The organism is Ancylobacter sp. WKF20 (genome assembly GCF_029760895.1).
Lineage (GTDB): Bacteria > Pseudomonadota > Alphaproteobacteria > Rhizobiales > Xanthobacteraceae > Ancylobacter.
Genome location: NZ_CP121679.1, coordinates 4,611,954 through 4,630,237 on the forward strand (window position 1 = coordinate 4,611,954; position 18,284 = coordinate 4,630,237).

Genomic DNA, 18,284 nt, shown 5'->3' on the forward strand with positions numbered 1-18,284 from the left:
CTTAGCGCCGTCCCCGCCGGCGCTTGGCCAGCTCCGGCAACGGCGTGGCGCTGGCGCGGAAATCCTCCCACGGGTCGCGGTCGAGATTGGCGAGCCGGGTGGGGACGTTCGCCAGCGTGAACTGCGCTCCGCCGGTGAGGGCGTCGATCTCTTCCCACGCCACCGGCATGGCGACACCCGCTCCGGCGCGGGCGCGGGTGCCATAGGGGGCGATGGCGGTGGCGCCGCGGCCGTTGCGCAGATAGTCGATGAAGATGCGTCCCTCGCGCTTCGCCTTGGTGGCGATGGCGATGTAGCGGTCCGGCTCATCGCCCGCCATGGCCTCGGCGATGGCCTTGGCGAAGCCCTTCATTTCGTCCCACCCGGCCTTCGGCTTCAGCGGGACGACGACGTGTAACCCCTTGCCACCAGACGTTTTTACGAAAGCCGGCAGCCCCGCCTGCTCCAGCCGCCACCGCACCTCTTTCGCCCCCGCGACGACATCCGCCCAGCCAAGCTCCGGGCTGGGGTCTAGGTCGAAGATCATGGTATCCGGGGCTTCCAGGCTTTCGAGGGGCGCGCCCCAGGGGTGGATTTCCAGCGCGCCGGCCTGCACGAGGGCGAGGAGGCCGTCGCGGTCCTCGATGAACAGCATCTCCTCGCCATCGGTGTCCCGGGCCACCTTGATCGCCTTGTTCATGCCGCGCCAGCTGTGCTTCTGGAAGAAGCAAGCCTTTGAAATTCCATCAGGACAGCGCAGCAAGGCGAGCGGGCGGGCGACGATGTGGGGGGCGATGAAGCGCCAGATTTCCGCGTAATACTCCGCCAGGCCCTGTTTGGTGATGCCGTCCTCGGGCCAGTAGACGCGGTCGGGATGGGTGAGCTTCACCGCGCTTTTAAGCGTGGCCGGTGAGTGCAGTGAGGTGGACGATGAGGCCGATGAGGTGGACGATGTGTCCGGCGCCGGCGCCTCGCGGACGATCTCGCGCGCCGGCTTGTCCTCGCGCAGGCCGCGAAACGCCGCGTGACGCAGATTCTGGTCGCCGGTCCAGCCGCGGAACTCGACTTCGGCCACACGCTCCGGCTTCACGAAGGTGACGCCCCGCCGCGCCTCCGCCGTCAGCTTGTCGGCGAAGGGGCTGCGCTCGCGCGCGAGGGCGCTGAGGTCGCGGTAGAGCTCGGCGGCGATGCGATGTGAGAAGCCGGTGCCGACCCGCCCGACATAGCGCAGCTTGCCGTCCTCATGCACGCCCAGCACCAGCGAGCCGATGGCGTTGGCCATGGCGGTGGAGGGCACGAAGCCGCCAATGACGAATTCCTGCCGCTCGGCGCATTTCGACTTCACCCAGTCCTTGCCGCGGCCAGAGCGGTAGCGCCCATCCGCGCGCTTCGACACCAGACCTTCGAGGCTGAGGCGGCAGGCATGGCGCAGCAGGGTGGCACCGTCGACCTCGAAAGGCTCGCTGACACGCAGGGGCGCAGGCGCGTCCTTCAATAGCGCCGCCAGCGCCTGCTTGCGGGCGAGCAGCGTCTCCCCCGTGAGATCGCGGCCGTCGAGATGCAGCAGGTCGAAGGCGTAGAATTTAAAGCGGTCGCTGCGCCCTTCCGACAGGTCTTCCTGAAGCGCGGCGAAATGCGAGGCGCCCGACGGCGTCTCCACCACGAGTTCGCCGTCGATGAGCGCGGTCTGCGCCGGCAAGGCGAGCAGCGCGTCGGCCAGCGCCGTGCCGAAGCGTTCCGTCCAGTCGAGGCCCGAGCGGGTGAGCAGGCGAAGCCGGTCCTTGCCGCTGGCGCCGTGGTCGATGCGGGCCTGAAGCCGGTAGCCGTCGAACTTGATCTCGTGGATCCAGCCCGCCCCCGCCGGGGCCTTCGCCACCAGCGTCGCCAGTTGCGGGGCGACGAAATCGGGCAGTTTGTCGGCGCCCGCCTGCTTGCCGCGCGCCTTTTTGGCGCGCGCGGAGGTGGAGGAAGGGTAGGCGTCGGCGGAGGGTGTCGCGGATGGCGCCGGCGCCGCTGTGCCCGTGGCGTCGCCCGTGGTCTCTGCGTCGGTGGTGTTGGCGTCGCTGGCGTTGGCTTCAGCAGCCTTGACTTCAGTAGCCCTGGCTTCGCTGGCCTTGGCCGGCCTCGTCAGCCGGGAAGCCTTGGCCGTCTTGGTGATCGTGGCCGTCTTGGCCGCCGTCTTCGTCCTGCTCTTGTGCGCCGGCGCGTCCTCGGCGATCTCGTCCAGCGTGCGGCCGGTCTTCACCGAATCCGGGGCTTCCTCCAGAATATCCGGCGCGGCCTTGGTCCGCGCGGCCGCATCGTCGGCTTTGAACAGCAGCCAGCTTTCCTGCGTCTCGCCGCGCCGCTTGGGCATCCGCACGAGATGCCAGTGGCCGGAGAGCTTTTCGCCGCGCAGCTCGAAGTCGAGATGGCCCTTCTTGTAGCCCTTGCGCGGGTCGCCCTTGGGGATCCAGCTCCCGCTGTCCCACAGCATCACCGTGCCGCCGCCATACTGGCCCTTGGGAATGGTTCCCTCGAAGCTGCCATAGTCGAGCGGGTGGTCCTCCACATGCACGGCAAGGCGCTTCTCGCCCGGCACGAGGCTCGGGCCGCGCGTCACCGCCCAGCTCTTCAGCACCCCGTCCATTTCCAGCCGGAGATCGTAATGCAGCCGGCGGGCGGCGTGTTTCTGGACGAGATAGGCATGGCCCGCGCCTTTGCCTTCCGCCCCAGCCGGCTCGGCGGTGAGGGTGAAATCGCGCTTGGCGCGGTAGGTGTCGAGGGCCATGGCGCGTCAGCCCGCCTTGCGCGTGGTGGTCGAGGCGCGGCGCCGGGCGGCTGTGCCGGTTTTCGCGGGGTTTTTGGCGGCGCTCTTGGCGCCGGCTTTCGACGATTTCTTCGCCGCCGTCCGCTTGGTGGGTGCCGTCGCGTCCTTATCGCTCGCCTTGCCTGCTGCCTTGCCCATGCCAGCGCTCTGGCGCAGCGCCTCCATCAGATCGACCACCTTGCCCTTCTTTGGCGTCTTCGGCGCCTTGATCGGGCGGCCCTCGATCTTGGCGCGCACCAGCTCGGCCAGCGCCGCCTCATAGGCGTCGTGGAAATTGTCGGGCTGGAAGGTGCCGGCCTTGGTGGAGATGATGTGCCGGGCGAGATCGAGCATCTCGCCCTCGATCTTCACATCCTTGATGTCCGCGAACGCCTCCTGCGCCGAGCGCACCTCGTAATCATGGTTCAGCGTGGTGGCGATGATGCCGTCATCATAGGCGCGGATCAGCACGGTGCGCGGGCGGCGGAACAGCACGGCGCTGGCGAGCGCCACCACCTTGCGTCGGCGCAGCCCCTCGCGGATGACGGCGAAGGTCGCTTCCGAGGCATCGTCGGTCGGGCGGACATAATAGGGCTTGTCGAAATAGAGGTCGTCCACCTGCGCGCAGGGCAGGAAGGTGTCGATGGCGAGCGTCTTGTCGCCCTGCGGCATGACCTCGGCCACTTCCTCCGGCTCCAGCACGATGTATTCGCCCGAGGCGACCTCATAGCCCTTCACCTGATCCTCGCGCTCCACCGTCTCCTCGGTTTCCGGATCGATGAATCGGCGGCGCAGGCGATGGCCGGTCTTGCGGTTGACCATGTTGAGGCTGACGCGCTCATTGGCCGACACCGCCGTGTAAAGGCCGATGCCGCAAACCAGCTCGTCGAGCTTGAGGAAGCCCTTCCATGTCGCGCGCGGGCTCATGGCAGCACCCTGCGGCGCGCGCCGGGGCGGCGGTTCGGGCGGGCGAGGGGCATGGGACGGTCTCCACGGGATGACGCTATCCCATTAAGGCGTCATGACCGGGACTCGTTCCATCAGGGGGGCGCCATGAGGGGTGCGCCATAAGCGGGGCGCGCGTGCGCCCGCGCGGGGCTCATCCGGCCTGAATGCGACGGATCAGCGCCTCGACGGCGGCGGGGTAGCCCTCTGGCCCGAGGCCGATGATGCAGCCGGTCACCGCCGCCGCCAGCGGGGCGTGGTGGCGGAAGCTCTCGCGGGTGAACACGTTGCTGACATGCACCTGGATCGCCGGCTTCTTCACCGCCGACAGCGCGTCCAGGATCGCGATGGAGGTGTAGGACAGGCTGCCGGCATTGATGACGATGCCATTCGCCTTGGTGCGCGCCTCCTGGATCCAGTCCACCAGCACGCCCTCATGGTTGGACTGGCGGAAATCCACCGTGCCGCCGAGGCTCTCGGCGCGGGCGCGGCAGGCGGCGCCGATATCGTCCAGCGTGAGCGTGCCATAGGGGCCGGCCGGGTCGAGGCCGTAGAGGTTCGTGTTGGCGCCGCTGAGGACGAAAATATGCGGGCTGCTCACGGGATCTGATCCTGCGCGCCGATCGCCGCCAGCGCCGCGCGGGCCACCTCGACATCCTCCGCGCCCTTGCCCGAACCGACGCCAATGCCGCCAACGCATACGCCGTCGATGATGATGGGCAGGCCGCCTTCCAGATTGGTCAGGCGCTGGCCGGCGGCGAGCGAGAGCTTGATCTCGTCCGCCGGGTTCAGCCGCGAGGTCGGCTGGCGGTGCGAGGCGGCGGTGATGGCCTTCGACAGCGAGGTCTCGCGCGACAGCAGCTTGGCCCCGTCCATGCGCACGAAAGCGAGGAGATTGCCGCCCTCGTCGACGATATTGATGTTCTGCGGCACGCCCATCTCTGTCGCCTTGGCGACGGCGGCGGCGAGCATTTTCAGCGCGCCCTCATGGGTGAGCTTCAGGGCCGGGCGGGTGACAGACATCAGGGCCTCGCTTCTGGGTGGGTCGTCATCCCGGACGGGCGATCAGCCCGATCCGGGATCGTGTGACAAGAGCGGCACGCGATCCCGGCTCAACGCTTCGCAGAGCCTGCCCTTGGGCTTGCCGAAGGCAAGGCCCGAGGGGCTGGGATGACGCCTATGCGCCGCCTCACTCGTCGCCCGGCACGCCATAGGCGGGGGCGGTGGAGGGGTTGAGCGCGCGGGTGACATAGGCGTCCATCTGCGGCACCCAGAGCGCCCAGAGCGCGGCGAACTCGGCCATGACGTCGCCGTCCGACCAGTCGATGCGCAGATCGGCCACCGGCCAGCCGACCTTGTCGACCAGCAGCATGCCGACCGAATGCACCGGGCCTTCCTCGCCGCCTGCCGCGACCGCCGCCTGCATGGCGGCGACCAGCCGGTCGCCGAGGCCGGCCTCGGGGCTCGCCTCGAAGGCGGCGATCATCGCTTTGGGCACGTCGTGCGACGCCAGCAGATTGCCGGCGGCGGCGGCATCCGCGCCATAGGCGATGGCGTGGGTGCCGAGCGTCTTCGCCCCCGAATGGCCGGCGGCGGGGCCGTCGCGCCCGAGGATCACCACCTGCCGGTAGTCGAAGAAATCGGAGGTCGCGCGGAGCTTTTCCAGCACCTCGGCAGCCGGCCGGCCCTCAGCCAGCAGGTCAAGCCCGCGCGGGCCGAGCATCGGGTCGGTGATGTTCTGCGTCGCCACCACGCCGACGCCGGCGCGGGCATGGGCGCAGCGCGCCGCCACCGCCGGCGAGGAGGAGGAAACGGCGATGCCGAACATGCCGGTGCGGGCGCAGCGGGCGGAGATGGAAAAGGTCACGCGCGCTCTCCGGTCAGGCGGCGTCGGGGATGACGGCGGTCACCTCGATCTCGACCAGCCATTCCGGCCGGGCGAGCGCGGGCACGACGAGGCCGGTGGAGCAGGGGAACACGCCGCCGAGCCACTTGCCCATCTCCAGATACACCGCCTCGCGGTAGCGGATGTCGGTGAGGTAGACGACGATGCGGCAGATATGGCCGAGCTCGCTGCCGGCTTCTTCCAGCAGCATCTTGATGTTGGCCATCGCCTTCTCGGCCTGCCTGCCGGCATCGCCGATATGGACGCTCTCGCGGGTGTCGAGGTCCTGCGCCACCTGGCCGCGCAGGAACACCATGGTGCCGCGCGCCACGACGCCCTGGCTGAGGTCGTTGTTCAGCTTCTGCTCGGGATAGGTCTCTTTGGTGTTGAACGGGCGGATGCGGGTATGGGTCGGCATGTCGGTCACTCTTTTCCGGTTCAGGCGAAAGCGGGTCAGGTGGATGCAAAAGGGCGGCCGAGATGGCCGGCGAGGCGGGTCATCATCGTGCCGGCGGCGCCAAGTTCGTCGCGGCCGATCCACTCATCCGCCTTGTGGGCGCGGCCGATATCGCCGGGACCGCAGACGAGGGTGGGAATGCCGGCCCGCGCATAGAGCCCCGCTTCGGTGCCGAAGGCGAGGGTGACGGGCGCGCCATTATCGCCGGCGAGCGCCGCGACAAGGCGGGTGGCGGGGCTGCCCTCGGGGGTGTCGAGGCCGGGATAGTCGCTGAGCGTCTCCATCGCGATCCCCGCCTCCGGCGCCTGCGCCACCAGCCGGGCGCGGGCCTCGTCGATGATGAGGGCGATGCGGGCGTTGAGGCCGTCGATGTCGGTGCCCGGCAAAGTGCGCGCCTCGAATTCCATCACCGCCCGGTCCGGCACGAGGTTGAGCGCGCTGCCGCCATGCAGCGAGCCGACATGCACGCTGGTCCAGGGCGGGTCGAAGGTGTCGTTGGTTTCGGTGCGGAGCGAGCGGCCGAGCACGCCGAGGCCGACGGTGATCTCGGCCGCCGCCTCCACGGCATTGGCCGCGCGGTTGACCAGCGCCGAATGCCCGCCGCGCCCGGTGATCGTCAGCCGGCGGGCGAACTTGCCCTTATGGGCGCGGGCGACCTTGAGCGCGGTGGGCTCGCCGACGATGCAGAGCGCCGGCGGCACGGGGAGCGCGGCGACCTCAGCCACCAGATCGGGCGCGCCGAGGCAGCCCAGTTCCTCGTCATAGGAAAAGCAGAGGTGCACGGGCGTGTGCGTCGCCGTCTGGCGGAACAGCGGCACATGGGCGAGCACGACGGCAAGGAAGCCCTTCATGTCGCTGCTGCCGCGCCCATAGAGCCGGCCGTCCCGCTCGGTGAGCGTCCACGGGTCGCTCGACCAGTCCTGCCCGGCGACCGGCACGACATCGGTATGGGCGGAGAGCGCGACGCCGGGTCGGTCGACGGGGCCGATGGTGGCGAGCAGCGAGGCCTTGCTGCCATCCGCATTCGGAATGCGGCGGGCGGTGATGCCCTCGCTTGCCAGATAGGCCTCGATGTAATCGACGATGGGCAAATTGGAGCGCGCGCTCTCGCTGGGAAAGGCGACGAGATCGGCGAGGAGGCTCACCGTGCGGGCAAGCATGGCTGCATCAAGCGTCGCCTCGTCAAACGTCGCCGCATCCGCGGACGAGGGGGAGCCAGCGGCGGGGGTGGCGGCGACGGCCTGAATGCTCATGCGTCTCAAGCGACCTGAAGGTGGTGATAGGCGCGGTTGGAATAGACCAGCGGGCGGGCCTCGGCGGTTTCCAGCGCCATCACCTCGCCGGCGATGATGTGGTGCGTGCCGAAGTTGAACACGCTGGCGATTCGGCAGTCGAAGCGGCAGAGCGCGCCCTTGAGCAGGGGCGCGCCGGTGTGAAGCGCGTCCCAGTCGGCGATGGCGAAGCGGTCCTCGCGATGCTCCGGGATCAGCCCGGCGAAGCAGTCGGCGATGCGGTGCTGGTCATGGGCGAGGATGTTGGCGGCGAACACGCCGTTCTCCAGCAGCGCCGCCAGCACGCGCGCGTCCTTGTGCAGGCAGAACAGCACCGAGGGCGGCTCCATGGAGAGCGAGCACAGGCTCGAGACGGTGACGCCGCCACGCCCGGCGGCGCCATTGGTTGTCACCACGGTGACGCCGGAGGCGGTACGCCCCATGGCGCTGCGGAACTGGGCGGCGTCGATCGTGCTCATGGTGCTCATCCCTTGCCGGTGCGTTCCCTGCCGGCGTGTCCCGTGCGGGCTCACGCCTTGATCGGCTCGCCCATCACCTTGTCCGACAGGCCGGCGGCCTTGCGGACGAAGTCGAGCGGGCCGTCGAAATCGAAGGAATTGTAGACCGCGTTCAGATGGTTGAAGTGCGGCGCCTGCGCGAACTGCACGAAGGTCAGGCGGTGGCCGGCATAGTCGGAGTTGAGCAGGTCGCGGGCGAAGGCGAGCAGCTTGCGCCGGTCCTCCGATTCCCACTGCTTGTTCAGCGAGTAGAACTTCTTCAGCCAGTGGCCCGAGCCCTCGGCCTCGAAGGCGGCCGAGTTCGGCGTGACGCAGATCTGGCCGCCGCACAGCTCGCGGGCGATGTGCATCATCGCCGGCAGGTTGGAGCAGGCATGCACGCGCCCGGCATATAGCATGGACTGGTTGGGCATGAGCAGCCCGCCCGGGCTCTTCTCCGCCAGGGTGATCGAGGCGGTGAGGTGGGCGTTGATGCCCTCGCGGTAGCAGACGAGATCGGCCAGCTTCTCGCGCACCGACTGGAGCTTGTCGAGGCCGGTCTGCCGGGCGTTCCACATCGCCGCGCCGATCATCATGTCGGCGACATAGAGCAGGCGGTGGACATAGGGGAAGGCCGAGTAGCGGTGCAGCGTGGCGCGGATGTACTGCGCCGCCTTGGTGTGCCGGTAGAAGAACACGTTCTCCCAGGGGATCAGCACGTTGTCGAAGATGACGAGGGATTCGACCTCGTCGAACTTGTTGGCGAGCGGGTAGTCCTTCGGGTTGGTGCGGCCGGCGAAGGAGGAGCGGCAGATCTGCTTCACGCCCGGCGCGCCCATGTCGATGATGCCGCCCACGGCATAATCGGACAGCTTGTCATTGGTCCATGCACCGACGGTCGGCTTCAGGAAAGCTTGGTCTGCGTAAGCTGCCGCCGTCTCGTACTTCGCGCCCCGGATCACGATGCCCGCATCGGTCTCCTTCACGACATGCACCATCATGTCGGGATCCTGTTCCTGGGGCGGGAGGGAACGGTCGCCCTTCGGATCCGTGTTGGCCGAAATATGGAAGATGTCGTTGTCGAAAATGTTCTGAACGTGCCTGTCGACATTCTCGGCAAAGCGCGGGTCGAACTCCGCCAGAACGTCGCGGCCGTCGATGAGGGACCACACCTCGCCGATGGTCTCGTCGCCGACGCGGGTGACGACGCCACCGATGTCCTGCATCACCGTGTCCACGGCGGTGAGCTTGTCGGTCCAGTCCTTGGTCTCGCGGGGCGGCTTATAGAAGATCGTGTTGCGCTTGTTGTCCTCAACATAGGTGAGGCGATCCTGATACCGGGCCTCGTGCGCCATGTCGTACATGCGGGCACGGACGTCGACGATCGGCTTGAAGGACGGGTGCTGGGTGACGTCGGTCACCCGCTCGCCGTCCATCCAGATCTCACGACCGTCCTGAAGCCCCTGCCGGTATTCGTCGCCTGTACGGATCATTTCGTGCATCCTTTTCCTGTGAGGAAATATTGTGCGACCTGGATGGATCAGTAAAATATTTTCAACCGTTGTGCGGCATAGAAAAAACCGATGAACGTCTCGCTCCGCGCTCTGCGCTACGTCGTGACCACCGCCGACTTCGGTAATCTGACCGAGGCCGCGAAGCATCTGAACGTCTCCCAGCCCTCCATCTCGGCGGCCATCGCCCAGTTCGAGGCTGATTGCGGCGTGCAGCTCTTCGTCCGGCACCATGCAAAAGGCGTGACGACCACCATCGCCGGCACGCGCATCATCAACGAGGCGCGGTTGCTGCTGAACCATGCCCGCGACTTCGGCCAGAACGCCCGCGCCATGGCCGACGAGGTGCGCGGCGAGATCACGGTCGGCTGCTTCTGGACCATCGCCACTCACTTCATGCCGAGCCTGCTCTCGCGCTTCGCCGAGACCCATCCGGGCATCAGCATCAGCCTCGACGAGGGCGATCAGCAGCAGATTCTCGACGCGATCATCGCCGGCCGGACCGAGCTGGCGATTTCCTACGAGTTCGCGCGCCCGGACGAGGTGATGGCCGAGCCGCTCACCGAACTGCCGCCCTATGCGGTGCTGCACCCCGACCACCCGCTGGCCGCGCGCGAGCGCATCAGCCTGCTGGAGCTGCGGGACGACCCGTTCATCCTGCTCGACCTGCCGCATTCGCGCGACTACTTCATGAGCCTGTTCAACACGCTCGGCATCGACCCGAGGATCGCGTTCCGCTCGCGGGCCTATGACCTGACGCGCGGTCTGGTCGGTCATGGGCGCGGCTATACGATCCAGAACGTGCTGCCGCGCACGCAGATCACCCATGATGGCGGACGCGTGGTCGCCGTGCCGCTGACCGACGCGCTGGAGCCGGTACGCCTCGTCGCCCTCAAGCTGCGCCGGCAGGCGCCGCGTCCGGCGGTGGAAGTCTTCGCCCGCCACCTCAAGGCCAGCTTCTCGGCCGGCGGCATGTTCGAGCCGGGCACGCTCACCCCGCGCAGCACGGTGCGCTGACGGGCGCTTGATAGGCGGTGCCGATGCAGATCATCGGCAATCTGTCTGCCGCCTATGCACTTTGCCAATGCCCGGCCGTTGCCGGTCGCGCCGTCGCCTCGCTAGTGTCCGCCAGTCCCGAATCCGGGGCGTGAGCGGCGGCCGGCAAAGGCAGGCGATGAGTGCATTGAAAGTTCTCACGGTGTCCGACTACACGGTGACACCCTGGAAGAATGGTGGCGGGATCACCCAGGACGTGCTGCTGCTGCCGCAAGGCGCGAGCCAGGATGATTTCGACATCCGCGTGAGCCTCGCGCCCATCGTCACCGAGGGCCCGTTCTCCTCCTTCCCCGGCATTGACCGCCACATCACCCTGCTCACCACCGAGCGGCTGGAACTGGTGTTCGCGACCCAGACCCGCAGCCTCGCGCGCCTGCAGCCGCTCCATTTCGACAGCGTGCAGCAGCCGGTCTCGCGGCTGCCGGACGGCGCCGTGCGCGTGCTCAACGTGATGACGCGGCGCGGGCGCTGGAACGCGCAGGTCATGCCCGCCACGGGCGACAACGCGCCCCTGCTCGCCGCGCCCGAAGGCGGGCTGGTCGTGCTGCACGCAGTGAGCGGCACCTGGCAGGTCGGCGACCGGCTCGGCGCGGCGCTCGTTCACCCCGGAGAAACACTGGTCGGGCGCGATGACGCGACGCTGCGCGCGAGCTGCGACCCCTCGGGCGAGGCGATCATCGCCTTTCTCTCCCCCGCCGGCGCCCGTTGACCGGCGACGTCAGCGCAACTGACATCTCCCTTGCCGCCGCCCGCGCGGGGCGACAGGATCGCACTCCCGCCCGTTTCTCCCGTCCCCCACAGCCTGAGGCCCGACATGAGCCGTGATGCCCTCGTTTTCTACAGCGCGGTCGATGATTCCGTGGCCTGGCGCGAGGCGCTGGCGGCGGAGCTGCCGGATCTCGATTTCCGCGTCGAGCCGGATCTGGGCGACCCGGCCGATATCCGCTACGCGCTGTGCTGGACGCCGCCGAAGGGCTTCTTCGCGCGCTTTCCCAATCTCCAGCTCGTGACCAACCTCGGCGCCGGCGTCGATGCGCTGGTGCGCCGCGACGACCTCGCCCCGGTGAAGTTCTCGCGCCTGTCCGATCCCGGCATGGTGCAGATGATGACGAGCTACATCGTCTTCGCGGTCACCCGCTATGCCCGCGACATCCCGGTCTATGAGCGCGCCAAGCGCCGGGGGGAGTGGGAGTATGTCCATCCGCGCGCGCTCTCCGACATCACGGTGGCGGTGCTCGGCCTTGGCGAGCTGGGCGGGCCGGCGGCGCGCACGCTGGCGAGCATGGGCTTCACGGTGAGCGGCTGGTCGCGCACGCCGAAGGACATTCCGGGCGTCACGTCCCACACCGGCCGCGAGGGGCTGGAGCGGGTGCTGGCCGAGAACGAGATCATCGTCAGCCTCGTCCCGCTGACGCTCGACACGCAGCGCCTCCTCGGCGCGGATGAATTCGCGCTCATGCGCAAGGGCGTGAAGTTCGTCAACGCCTCGCGCGGGGCGGTGGTGGACGAGGCGGCGCTGATCGAGGCGCTGGCCTCCGGTCATATTGGCGAGGCGACGCTCGACGTGTTCGAGACCGAGCCGCTGCCGGCCGGCCACCCGCTCTGGGCGTTCGAGAATGTGCTGGTCACCCCGCACATGGCGAGCATCACCGTGCCCAAGCTCGCCGCGCGCGATGTCGCCGAGAGCATCCGCCGCGTGCGCCAGGGCCTGCCGCCGCTGCACGAGGTAGACCCGGCGCGCGGCTACTGAGCCGCCGCTCGGGCCTTTATGCGAGCACCGTCTCGGCGTCGGCCGGGCGGTGGAACAGGAAGCCCTGATACATGGTGGCGCCAAGCTCGCGCAGCTTGGCGAGCTGCACCTCGTCCTCCACGCCCTCGGCCACGAGTTCGAGGCCGAGCGAATTGGCGATGGAGATGGCGGCCTTCATCAGCGCCTTGTCGATCGGGTCGCGCAGCAGGTCGCGCGTCACCGTCCAGTCGATCTTGATGCCGTCCACCGGCAGGCGCTTGAGCGACTCGAAGGAATTGTAGCCATTGCCGAAATCGTCGAGATAGACGTGCACGCCGCGCGCCCGCAGCTCGGTGAGGAAGGTGGCGATCTCGCCGAGGTCTTCCACCCCCTCGGTCTCCGTCACCTCGATGCGCAGCGCCGCCTCGACGCCGGGATGCAGGTCCAGCATGTCCATGAGGTTGCGCTGGAAGGCGACGTCGGCCAGCGAATGCGCGCCGATGTTCATCGACACATATTGATGCGCGCCGCGCTGGATCAGCCGCATGGCGTAATCGATGGCATGACGGCACACCCAGGCGTCGATCCGACCCATCAGCCCGAGCCGCTGGGCGGCGGGCAGGAACTGCGCCGGCTGGCACCAGCTGCCGGTCTCGTCGACCAGGCGGATCAGCGCCTCATAACCGAGCACGGCATGGTTCTGGTCGACGATGGCCTGAAGGTGCATGTGGAAGCGGTCGAGCTCCAGCCCGAGCTGGATGCGCTCGGCCCAGCTCATGCGCTGGCGCGTGCTGTTCACCTTCGGGTCGCCGAGATCGTAAAGCTGCACCCGGTCGCGCCCGGATTCCTTGGCGACGTAGCAGGCCGTGTCGGCGGCGGCGAGCAGGCTGGAGACCGAGCCCGGCGTGCCGTTCGCCCGCACCAGGCCGATGCTGAGGCCGAGGGTGAAGGACCGCGCACCGATATGGAACGGGTTGTTGTGCACGGCGGTGTTGATGCGGCGGGCGATGCGCAGCGCGTCGCGTTCGTCGATGTCGGTCAGCATCATCGCGAACTCGTCGCCGCCGACGCGCACCAGCAGGTCGTCGCCGCGCAGCTGGCCGCGCAGGAACTGGGCGACCTCGCGCAGCAATTCATCCGCCGCCGCATGGCCGACCGCGTCGTTCACGCCCTTGAAGTGGTCGATGTCGATGATGCCGACCCAGATGTTGCGCGGGTCGCGGTCGCGCAGAAGCTGGTCGAGACGCTCTTCCAGCGCGAAGCGGTTCGGCAGGCCGGTCAGCATGTCGCTGCGCGCCTGCAGGGCGACGAGGCGGGCGAAATCGGCCAGCGCCTCGGTCTGCTGGCGCAATTGCTCGCGCACATTGATGAGTTCGCTCTCGCGCCGCTTCTGCGAGGTCACGTCGGTCCAGACGCCGACGGTACAGCCATTGGCGATGCGCCGGTGGCTGGCGAGCATCCAGTTGCCGTCGCGCAGCGGGATTTCCGCGCGCAGCTCCGGTGACCGCCGGGCGCGCTCCAGCACGTCGTCGACCGGGCCGGTGCCCTCGGCGAACAACCCGCGGCGCTGCGCTTCCCGCAACAGGTCGGCGAGGTAGGCCCCGGTGGTGAGCTCAAGGCCGACCGCGCCGAAAATCAGCCGCAGGCAGGTGTTGGACAGCACGATCCGCTCGTCGGGGTCGAGCAGCAGGAAGCCCTCATGGATGCCGTCAATGGCTTCCAGCAGCTTGGCCTCGGCCTGCTTGATCTGGGTAACGTCGCTCCACAGCGAGATGATGCCGCCGTCGGGCGTGCGGCATTCGCGGACCTGGACGACGCCGCCATTCTCCAGATCGATCTCGAAGGGCGTCCCGTCGGCGGTCGCGTGGCGGCGCATGCGTTCGGCGACATAAGTCTCCGGCTGCTCGACCCGCGACCACTCGCCGCTGGGCACCGAGGCGAGCGCGTAAAAGGTGAAGCCGTGCAGATCGCCGAGCTGCTCGAGAAAGGGAAACTGCTCGACGAACCGGCGGTTGTGGATCAGCAGGCGGTCCTGCGCATCGAAGAGCGCGAAGCCATCCGCCATGGAGTCGAGGGCGGCAACCAGCATGGAGAAGCGGGAATCGACGGGCTGCCCTTCACGCATCAGCTGCGGATCCGGCTTGCTGGTCTGTCCGGATTTGACCATAACCAATTGGACCGCCTGCTCATCTCGCGCTTCATGGGCCGTGGTTAAGACCTTCGATCGCGCATCCTCGTCAAGAGGCCGGTTGCCTCTACAACCAACCGCGCGGGCATTTGATTACTAATCGTTACGCGGAGCAAGCCAACCACGATGGATTGTTTTGAATTTAAGGGCATCAAGGTTTACACATTTCTCGGCCAATGGTGACCCAGCGGCATGCCCCCATGACATTATGCGGCACGCGGGATAACCCATGCGCTGGATCCTTGGAGCCACCATAGTCCTGCTGCTGGCTGCGGCGATCGGCCTATGGGCGCGCCACGGTGCCGCCGTTTTCTTCGACATCGTGGCGGCCGGCATAGCCTACTGCTTCTGAGCGTCAGCCTCCCGCGGCGCCGGGCGAGGCATCAAGATGAGGGTCCCCTCCGCCATGGCCAGTCGCCGCGTTCTCCTGCTTCTTTCGGCCTTCGTCGTGGGTGCCGTCATCATCGTCGCCGGTGCGCTGGCGCTGCTGCCGCGTGGAACGGCGCCCGCCACCCCGGTCGCCATCGGCGGCGCCTTCCAGCTTGTCGATCAGGATGGGCAGACGGTGACGCAGGAGACCTTCAACGGCGAGACCATGCTGGTGTTCTTCGGCTTCACCCATTGCCCGGACATCTGCCCGACGACGCTATTCGAGATGTCGCAGCTCTTCGAGGAGCTGGGGCCGGACGCGCGCAAGGCGGCGGGGCTGTTCATCACCGTCGATCCCGAGCGCGACAACCCGGAAACCATGAAGGCCTATCTCGGCAGCTTCCACCCGAGCATTCAGGGCCTGACCGGGACGCCGGAGCAGGTGGCGGCGGCGATCAAGGCCTACCGCGCCTATGCCAAGAAGGTGCCGACCCAGGGCGGCGACTACACGATGGACCACACCGCCATCGTCTATCTGATGGGCAAGGACGGCCAGTTCATCGCGCCCTTCAACCTCAAGCGTCCGCCGGCTGAAGCCGCGGCTGATCTGCGCCGCTATTTGTGACCCGGCCGAGGCGCCGGCGGCGCGGCCGGCGGCGCGAGGTGCGGGCGAGGCCGTGGTCGGTCTTCTCCCAGTGCTCGGGGGCGATGACGAGCTGGCCGACCGCCCGCCACGCCGCCAGCGACATCATCAGCCAGTAGAGCGGCATCAGCGCCAGCGTGCCGGCGATGCGCCCCATGCCGCGCCGGTGCATGCCGAGCCCGGTGCACATCAGCGCGCTGACATAGCCGATGATCAGCACGAGGCTGCCCAGCCCGCTGATCACCGCCAGTGTCGGCGACCCCGCCCGCACCTGCGCCAGGGTGATGTCGCGCAGCAGGGCGATGAGGAAGAAGGGGTGAACCAGCGCCGCCCCCACGCCGCCGACCATGAGGAACAGGAAGGCGATGGTGGCGACGCAGCCCGCCTCGCGCAGCAGGGCCTGGGGCTGGCGCCCATGCACCAGCAGGGTCTGCATCCATCCCTTGTACCAGCGCGTGCGCTGGCGCAGCCAGGCGGCGAAGCGCCGGGGCGCCTCCTCGTCCGTGGTCGAGGCCGTGACCTCGGTGCGCCAGCCCAGCCGGGCGAGGCGCAGGCCGAGATCGGCATCCTCGGTGACATTGTGCGGATCCCAGCCGCCCACCGCCTCCAGCGCCGCGCGGCGGAAATGGTTCGAGGTGCCGCCGAGCGGGAAGGGAATGCGGCTCGCCCCCAGCATGGGCAGCAGCACGTCGAAATGCCCGGCATATTCGGCGGCGAATTGCCGGGTGATCCAGCCATCGTCGAGATTGTCGATGGCGAGCTGCGCCTGCACGCAGCCGAGCCGGTCATCCCGTGCCAGAAAGAAGCGTGTGCAGACCCGGCGCAGTTGCAGCGGGTCGGGCTGGTCCTCCGCGTCATAGACGCCGATCAACGTGCCGCGGGCGAAAGGCAGCGCGGCGTTGAGCGCCTTGGGCTTGGTGCGCGGGCCGATACCGGGCGCCGTGATGATCTCCAGATGCGCCGGCAGGCGCTGGCCGGCGAGGGCGCGCGCGGTCTCGCCATCGTCCGCCTCCACCACCAGAAGCACCTGCAGCTTCTCGCGCGGGTAGTCGATGGCCAGCAGCGCCTCGACCAGTTGCGCCACCACCCGTGCCTCGCGGTAGAGCGGGATGATGAGGGTGTAGCGCGGCAGGGAGCGGTCGGCGCGCCAGGGCGGGTCCGGCGGCTCCGGCGGGCTGATGACGGCGGCGAGGCGCAGGCAGTTCCAGCCGAGCAGTATCGTGCCGATGCCAAGGGCGAGGGCGATGGCGAGGGGCGCCGGCGCGCTGTGCAGCAGCAGCGGCACCAGCGCGAGGATGAGCGCGGCGAGGGCGAAGATGAGGCGGGAGGGGCCGAGCGTGCCGGCGCTGAGCCGGGGGCTGCGCTCGATCAGCCCATAGGCGGCCTGCCGCGCCAGCGTCGGGCCATGGCGACGGCGCACATGGGCGGCGAGGCGTTCGGGCGTGGTGAGGGCGATGCCCTCGCGCAGCGCCGGTCGGGCGGCAAGGCGCGCGGCGAGCTGGCGCAGGCTGTCGCCGCGGGCCGCCAGCACCAGCCGCCCCGGCGCCGTGCGGAGGATTCCGCTGTGCAGCAGCGCGACCAGATCGGCCGGGGAGGGGCGCGGGGACGGGGGTGCCTCGACGCCATCCAGCCGGGTGAAGGCGATGCCGAGGCGGCGCGCGCTCGCTTGCGCGGCCTGATCGGGCGTGACGACGCCGGCGGCGATCAGCACCTCGTCGGCGCCGACGCCGATGAGCCGGGCGCGGCGCTGGGCATAGGCGAGGTCGCCCGGCTCCACGGTGCCGGCGAGGCCCGCCAGCTCGACCGGCAGGGACGCGGCGAGATCGTCGCCGGGAACGCGCATTTCCAGCTGCGGACGCATTTCGGATCCCGTGCGGGCTGGAGGACACTCGCCTAAGCCGCCGCGCCGCGATACAAGCGGCGCGTGATGGCGTGGCAAGGCAAGGACGAGGCCAGATTGAACGCTCGAACGGCACGGCGTCGGCTGTCGCAGCGGGCTGCGATGATGCTGGTATCCGGTATTATGGCACTGGGGGCGGCGCATGCCCAGAGCCCGGCGCCCTCCGCCGCGCCCTCGGTTGCCTCGCCGTCGGTGACGTTGCCGTCGGTGGCGGTGCCCGGCTTCTGGGACCCGAACCGGCGTCCCGAGCGGCCGGACGTGACGCGCCTGCCGACGCAGATCCGCTTCGCCACCACCGATGATTTCCCGCCCTTCAGCTTCCGCGACGAGAATGGCCGCCCGGCCGGCTTCAACGTCGACATCGCCCGCGCCATCTGCACCGAGCTCGCCATCACCTGCACGCTGGAGGTGACGGCCTTCGACCAGCTCGTGCCGGCGCTCGCGGAGGGCAAGGCCGACGCCGCCATCGCCGGCATCGCGGTGACGCCGGCGACGCGCGAGGTGCTGGATTTCAGCGACCGCTATTTCCGCTCGCCCGCCCGCTTCGTGGCGCGGCGCGCCGACGGCGTGAGCGACGTGTCGCCCGATGCGGTGGCGAGCCGCAAGGTGGCGGTGGTCGCTGGCACGGCGCATGAGGCCTATCTGCGCGACTTCTTCGCCGAGGCGGCGGTGCGCGGCTTCCCCACCCCCGAGGCGGCGCGCGAGGCGCTGCAGAAGGGCGAGGTGGACCTGTTGTTCGGCGACGGCGTGCAGCTCGCGCTCTGGCTCAACGGCACGTCCTCCGCCAATTGCTGCGCCTTTGTCGGCGGGCCCTTCACCGAGAGCCTGTATTTCGGCGAGGGCATGGGTATCGCGGTCAAACCCGGCAACGAGGCGCTGCGCCAGTCGCTCAACTACGCGCTGGCCCGGCTGTGGGAGCAGGGAGTCTATACCGACCTCTATCTGCGCTGGTTCCCGATCAGCGTTTATTGACGCGGGCGGCTCCACTACCTAGAGCATGGCGCGTGCGCCCGGCCTGTCCGGGCCGCCGCCCCTTTTCCGACCGCTAAGCCCAGGAGGGCAGACC

General features: G+C 68.8%; 17 protein-coding genes. 6 read left to right on the top strand and 11 right to left on the bottom strand.

Annotated features, from left to right (window positions below):
- Position 1: 1 nt before the first annotated feature.
- From ligD to AncyloWKF20_RS21310, 9 genes are all read right to left on the bottom strand, one after another.
- Positions 2 to 2,749 carry a DNA ligase D gene (gene ligD / locus AncyloWKF20_RS21270; RefSeq protein ID WP_279315925.1) on the bottom strand — a complete coding sequence of 916 codons (2,748 nt, stop codon included), beginning with the start codon at positions 2,747 to 2,749 and terminating at the stop codon, positions 2 to 4.
- Between the two features lie 6 nt (positions 2,750 to 2,755).
- On the bottom strand, positions 2,756 to 3,694 hold the full coding sequence (locus AncyloWKF20_RS21275; RefSeq protein WP_279315926.1) for a Ku protein: 939 nt from the start codon (positions 3,692 to 3,694) through the stop codon (positions 2,756 to 2,758).
- 172 nt (positions 3,695 to 3,866) lie between these two features.
- A complete protein-coding gene (locus AncyloWKF20_RS21280; RefSeq protein ID WP_279315927.1) occupies positions 3,867 to 4,313 on the bottom strand; it encodes a 3-dehydroquinate dehydratase in 447 nt (148 codons plus the stop codon).
- A complete protein-coding gene (locus tag AncyloWKF20_RS21285; protein ID WP_279315928.1) occupies positions 4,310 to 4,735 on the bottom strand; it encodes a heme-binding protein in 426 nt (141 codons plus the stop codon). Before AncyloWKF20_RS21285 ends, AncyloWKF20_RS21280 begins: the two co-directional genes overlap by 4 nt.
- 166 nt (positions 4,736 to 4,901) lie before the next feature.
- On the bottom strand, positions 4,902 to 5,579 hold the full coding sequence (locus tag AncyloWKF20_RS21290) for a DUF1028 domain-containing protein (protein WP_279315929.1): 678 nt from the start codon (positions 5,577 to 5,579) through the stop codon (positions 4,902 to 4,904).
- Positions 5,580 to 5,592: 13 nt separating this feature from the next.
- A complete protein-coding gene (locus tag AncyloWKF20_RS21295) occupies positions 5,593 to 6,015 on the bottom strand; it encodes a RidA family protein (protein WP_279315930.1) in 423 nt (140 codons plus the stop codon).
- A 35-nt stretch (positions 6,016 to 6,050) separates the two neighbouring features.
- Positions 6,051 to 7,307 (bottom strand): acetylornithine deacetylase, encoded by a 1,257-nt coding sequence (gene argE / locus AncyloWKF20_RS21300; protein ID WP_279315931.1) that lies wholly within the window; start codon positions 7,305 to 7,307, stop codon positions 6,051 to 6,053.
- A gap of 5 nt (positions 7,308 to 7,312) precedes the next feature.
- On the bottom strand, positions 7,313 to 7,804 hold the full coding sequence (locus AncyloWKF20_RS21305) for a flavin reductase family protein (RefSeq protein WP_279315932.1): 492 nt from the start codon (positions 7,802 to 7,804) through the stop codon (positions 7,313 to 7,315).
- Positions 7,805 to 7,854: 50 nt separating this feature from the next.
- On the bottom strand, positions 7,855 to 9,315 hold the full coding sequence (locus AncyloWKF20_RS21310; protein WP_267583525.1) for a 4-hydroxyphenylacetate 3-hydroxylase family protein: 1,461 nt from the start codon (positions 9,313 to 9,315) through the stop codon (positions 7,855 to 7,857).
- 90 nt (positions 9,316 to 9,405) lie between these two features.
- On the opposite strand from AncyloWKF20_RS21310, the gene AncyloWKF20_RS21315 reads away from it, so the two are divergent.
- The 3 genes from AncyloWKF20_RS21315 (at position 9,406) to AncyloWKF20_RS21325 (ending at position 12,139) form a co-directional block, all read left to right on the top strand.
- Positions 9,406 to 10,350: a LysR family transcriptional regulator gene (locus AncyloWKF20_RS21315; RefSeq protein ID WP_279315933.1), complete on the top strand. Its 945-nt coding sequence runs from the start codon at positions 9,406 to 9,408 to the stop codon at positions 10,348 to 10,350.
- 157 nt (positions 10,351 to 10,507) lie between these two features.
- Positions 10,508 to 11,098: a HutD family protein gene (locus AncyloWKF20_RS21320; protein ID WP_279315934.1), complete on the top strand. Its 591-nt coding sequence runs from the start codon at positions 10,508 to 10,510 to the stop codon at positions 11,096 to 11,098.
- 105 nt (positions 11,099 to 11,203) lie between these two features.
- Positions 11,204 to 12,139 (top strand): glyoxylate/hydroxypyruvate reductase A, encoded by a 936-nt coding sequence (locus AncyloWKF20_RS21325; protein WP_279315935.1) that lies wholly within the window; start codon positions 11,204 to 11,206, stop codon positions 12,137 to 12,139.
- Positions 12,140 to 12,155: 16 nt separating this feature from the next.
- On the opposite strand, the gene AncyloWKF20_RS21330 is transcribed toward AncyloWKF20_RS21325, so the two are convergent.
- A complete protein-coding gene (locus AncyloWKF20_RS21330) occupies positions 12,156 to 14,243 on the bottom strand; it encodes an EAL domain-containing protein (RefSeq protein ID WP_279315936.1) in 2,088 nt (695 codons plus the stop codon).
- A 292-nt stretch (positions 14,244 to 14,535) separates the two neighbouring features.
- On the opposite strand from AncyloWKF20_RS21330, the gene AncyloWKF20_RS21335 reads away from it, so the two are divergent.
- Together AncyloWKF20_RS21335 and AncyloWKF20_RS21340 are read left to right on the top strand one after the other, a co-directional pair.
- Positions 14,536 to 14,658, top strand: coding sequence for a hypothetical protein (locus tag AncyloWKF20_RS21335; RefSeq protein WP_279315937.1), 123 nt, complete (start codon positions 14,536 to 14,538; stop codon positions 14,656 to 14,658).
- Positions 14,659 to 14,712: 54 nt separating this feature from the next.
- Positions 14,713 to 15,300 carry an SCO family protein gene (locus tag AncyloWKF20_RS21340; RefSeq protein WP_279315938.1) on the top strand — a complete coding sequence of 196 codons (588 nt, stop codon included), beginning with the start codon at positions 14,713 to 14,715 and terminating at the stop codon, positions 15,298 to 15,300.
- Here AncyloWKF20_RS21340 and AncyloWKF20_RS21345 read toward each other — a convergent pair.
- Complete coding sequence (locus tag AncyloWKF20_RS21345) at positions 15,251 to 17,179, bottom strand: glycosyltransferase (RefSeq protein ID WP_279315939.1); 1,929 nt, start codon at positions 17,177 to 17,179, stop codon at positions 15,251 to 15,253. The two genes, AncyloWKF20_RS21340 and AncyloWKF20_RS21345, sit on opposite strands and share 50 nt — an antisense overlap.
- A 141-nt stretch (positions 17,180 to 17,320) precedes the next feature.
- Between AncyloWKF20_RS21345 and AncyloWKF20_RS21350 the strand changes: the two genes are divergently transcribed.
- Positions 17,321 to 18,190, top strand: coding sequence for a transporter substrate-binding domain-containing protein (locus tag AncyloWKF20_RS21350; protein WP_279315940.1), 870 nt, complete (start codon positions 17,321 to 17,323; stop codon positions 18,188 to 18,190).
- Positions 18,191 to 18,284: the final 94 nt, after the last annotated feature.

What these genes read in the sequence shown, in the direction of transcription:
- ligD (WP_279315925.1), bottom strand. Translation starts at nt 2,749, where the DNA reads ATGGCCCTCGACACCTACCGCGCCAAGCGCGATTTCACCCTCACCGCC.
- AncyloWKF20_RS21275 (WP_279315926.1), bottom strand. Translation starts at nt 3,694, where the DNA reads ATGAGCCCGCGCGCGACATGGAAGGGCTTCCTCAAGCTCGACGAGCTG.
- AncyloWKF20_RS21285 (WP_279315928.1), bottom strand. Translation starts at nt 4,735, where the DNA reads ATGTCTGTCACCCGCCCGGCCCTGAAGCTCACCCATGAGGGCGCGCTG.
- AncyloWKF20_RS21295 (WP_279315930.1), bottom strand. Translation starts at nt 6,015, where the DNA reads ATGCCGACCCATACCCGCATCCGCCCGTTCAACACCAAAGAGACCTAT.
- argE (WP_279315931.1), bottom strand. Translation starts at nt 7,307, where the DNA reads ATGAGCATTCAGGCCGTCGCCGCCACCCCCGCCGCTGGCTCCCCCTCG.
- AncyloWKF20_RS21305 (WP_279315932.1), bottom strand. Translation starts at nt 7,804, where the DNA reads ATGAGCACGATCGACGCCGCCCAGTTCCGCAGCGCCATGGGGCGTACC.
- AncyloWKF20_RS21310 (WP_267583525.1), bottom strand. Translation starts at nt 9,315, where the DNA reads ATGATCCGTACAGGCGACGAATACCGGCAGGGGCTTCAGGACGGTCGT.
- AncyloWKF20_RS21315 (WP_279315933.1), top strand. Translation starts at nt 9,406, where the DNA reads ATGAACGTCTCGCTCCGCGCTCTGCGCTACGTCGTGACCACCGCCGAC.
- AncyloWKF20_RS21320 (WP_279315934.1), top strand. Translation starts at nt 10,508, where the DNA reads ATGAGTGCATTGAAAGTTCTCACGGTGTCCGACTACACGGTGACACCC.
- AncyloWKF20_RS21325 (WP_279315935.1), top strand. Translation starts at nt 11,204, where the DNA reads ATGAGCCGTGATGCCCTCGTTTTCTACAGCGCGGTCGATGATTCCGTG.
- AncyloWKF20_RS21330 (WP_279315936.1), bottom strand. Translation starts at nt 14,243, where the DNA reads ATGCGTGAAGGGCAGCCCGTCGATTCCCGCTTCTCCATGCTGGTTGCC.
- AncyloWKF20_RS21335 (WP_279315937.1), top strand. Translation starts at nt 14,536, where the DNA reads ATGCGCTGGATCCTTGGAGCCACCATAGTCCTGCTGCTGGCTGCGGCG.
- AncyloWKF20_RS21340 (WP_279315938.1), top strand. Translation starts at nt 14,713, where the DNA reads ATGGCCAGTCGCCGCGTTCTCCTGCTTCTTTCGGCCTTCGTCGTGGGT.
- AncyloWKF20_RS21345 (WP_279315939.1), bottom strand. Translation starts at nt 17,179, where the DNA reads ATGCGTCCGCAGCTGGAAATGCGCGTTCCCGGCGACGATCTCGCCGCG.
- AncyloWKF20_RS21350 (WP_279315940.1), top strand. Translation starts at nt 17,321, where the DNA reads ATGATGCTGGTATCCGGTATTATGGCACTGGGGGCGGCGCATGCCCAG.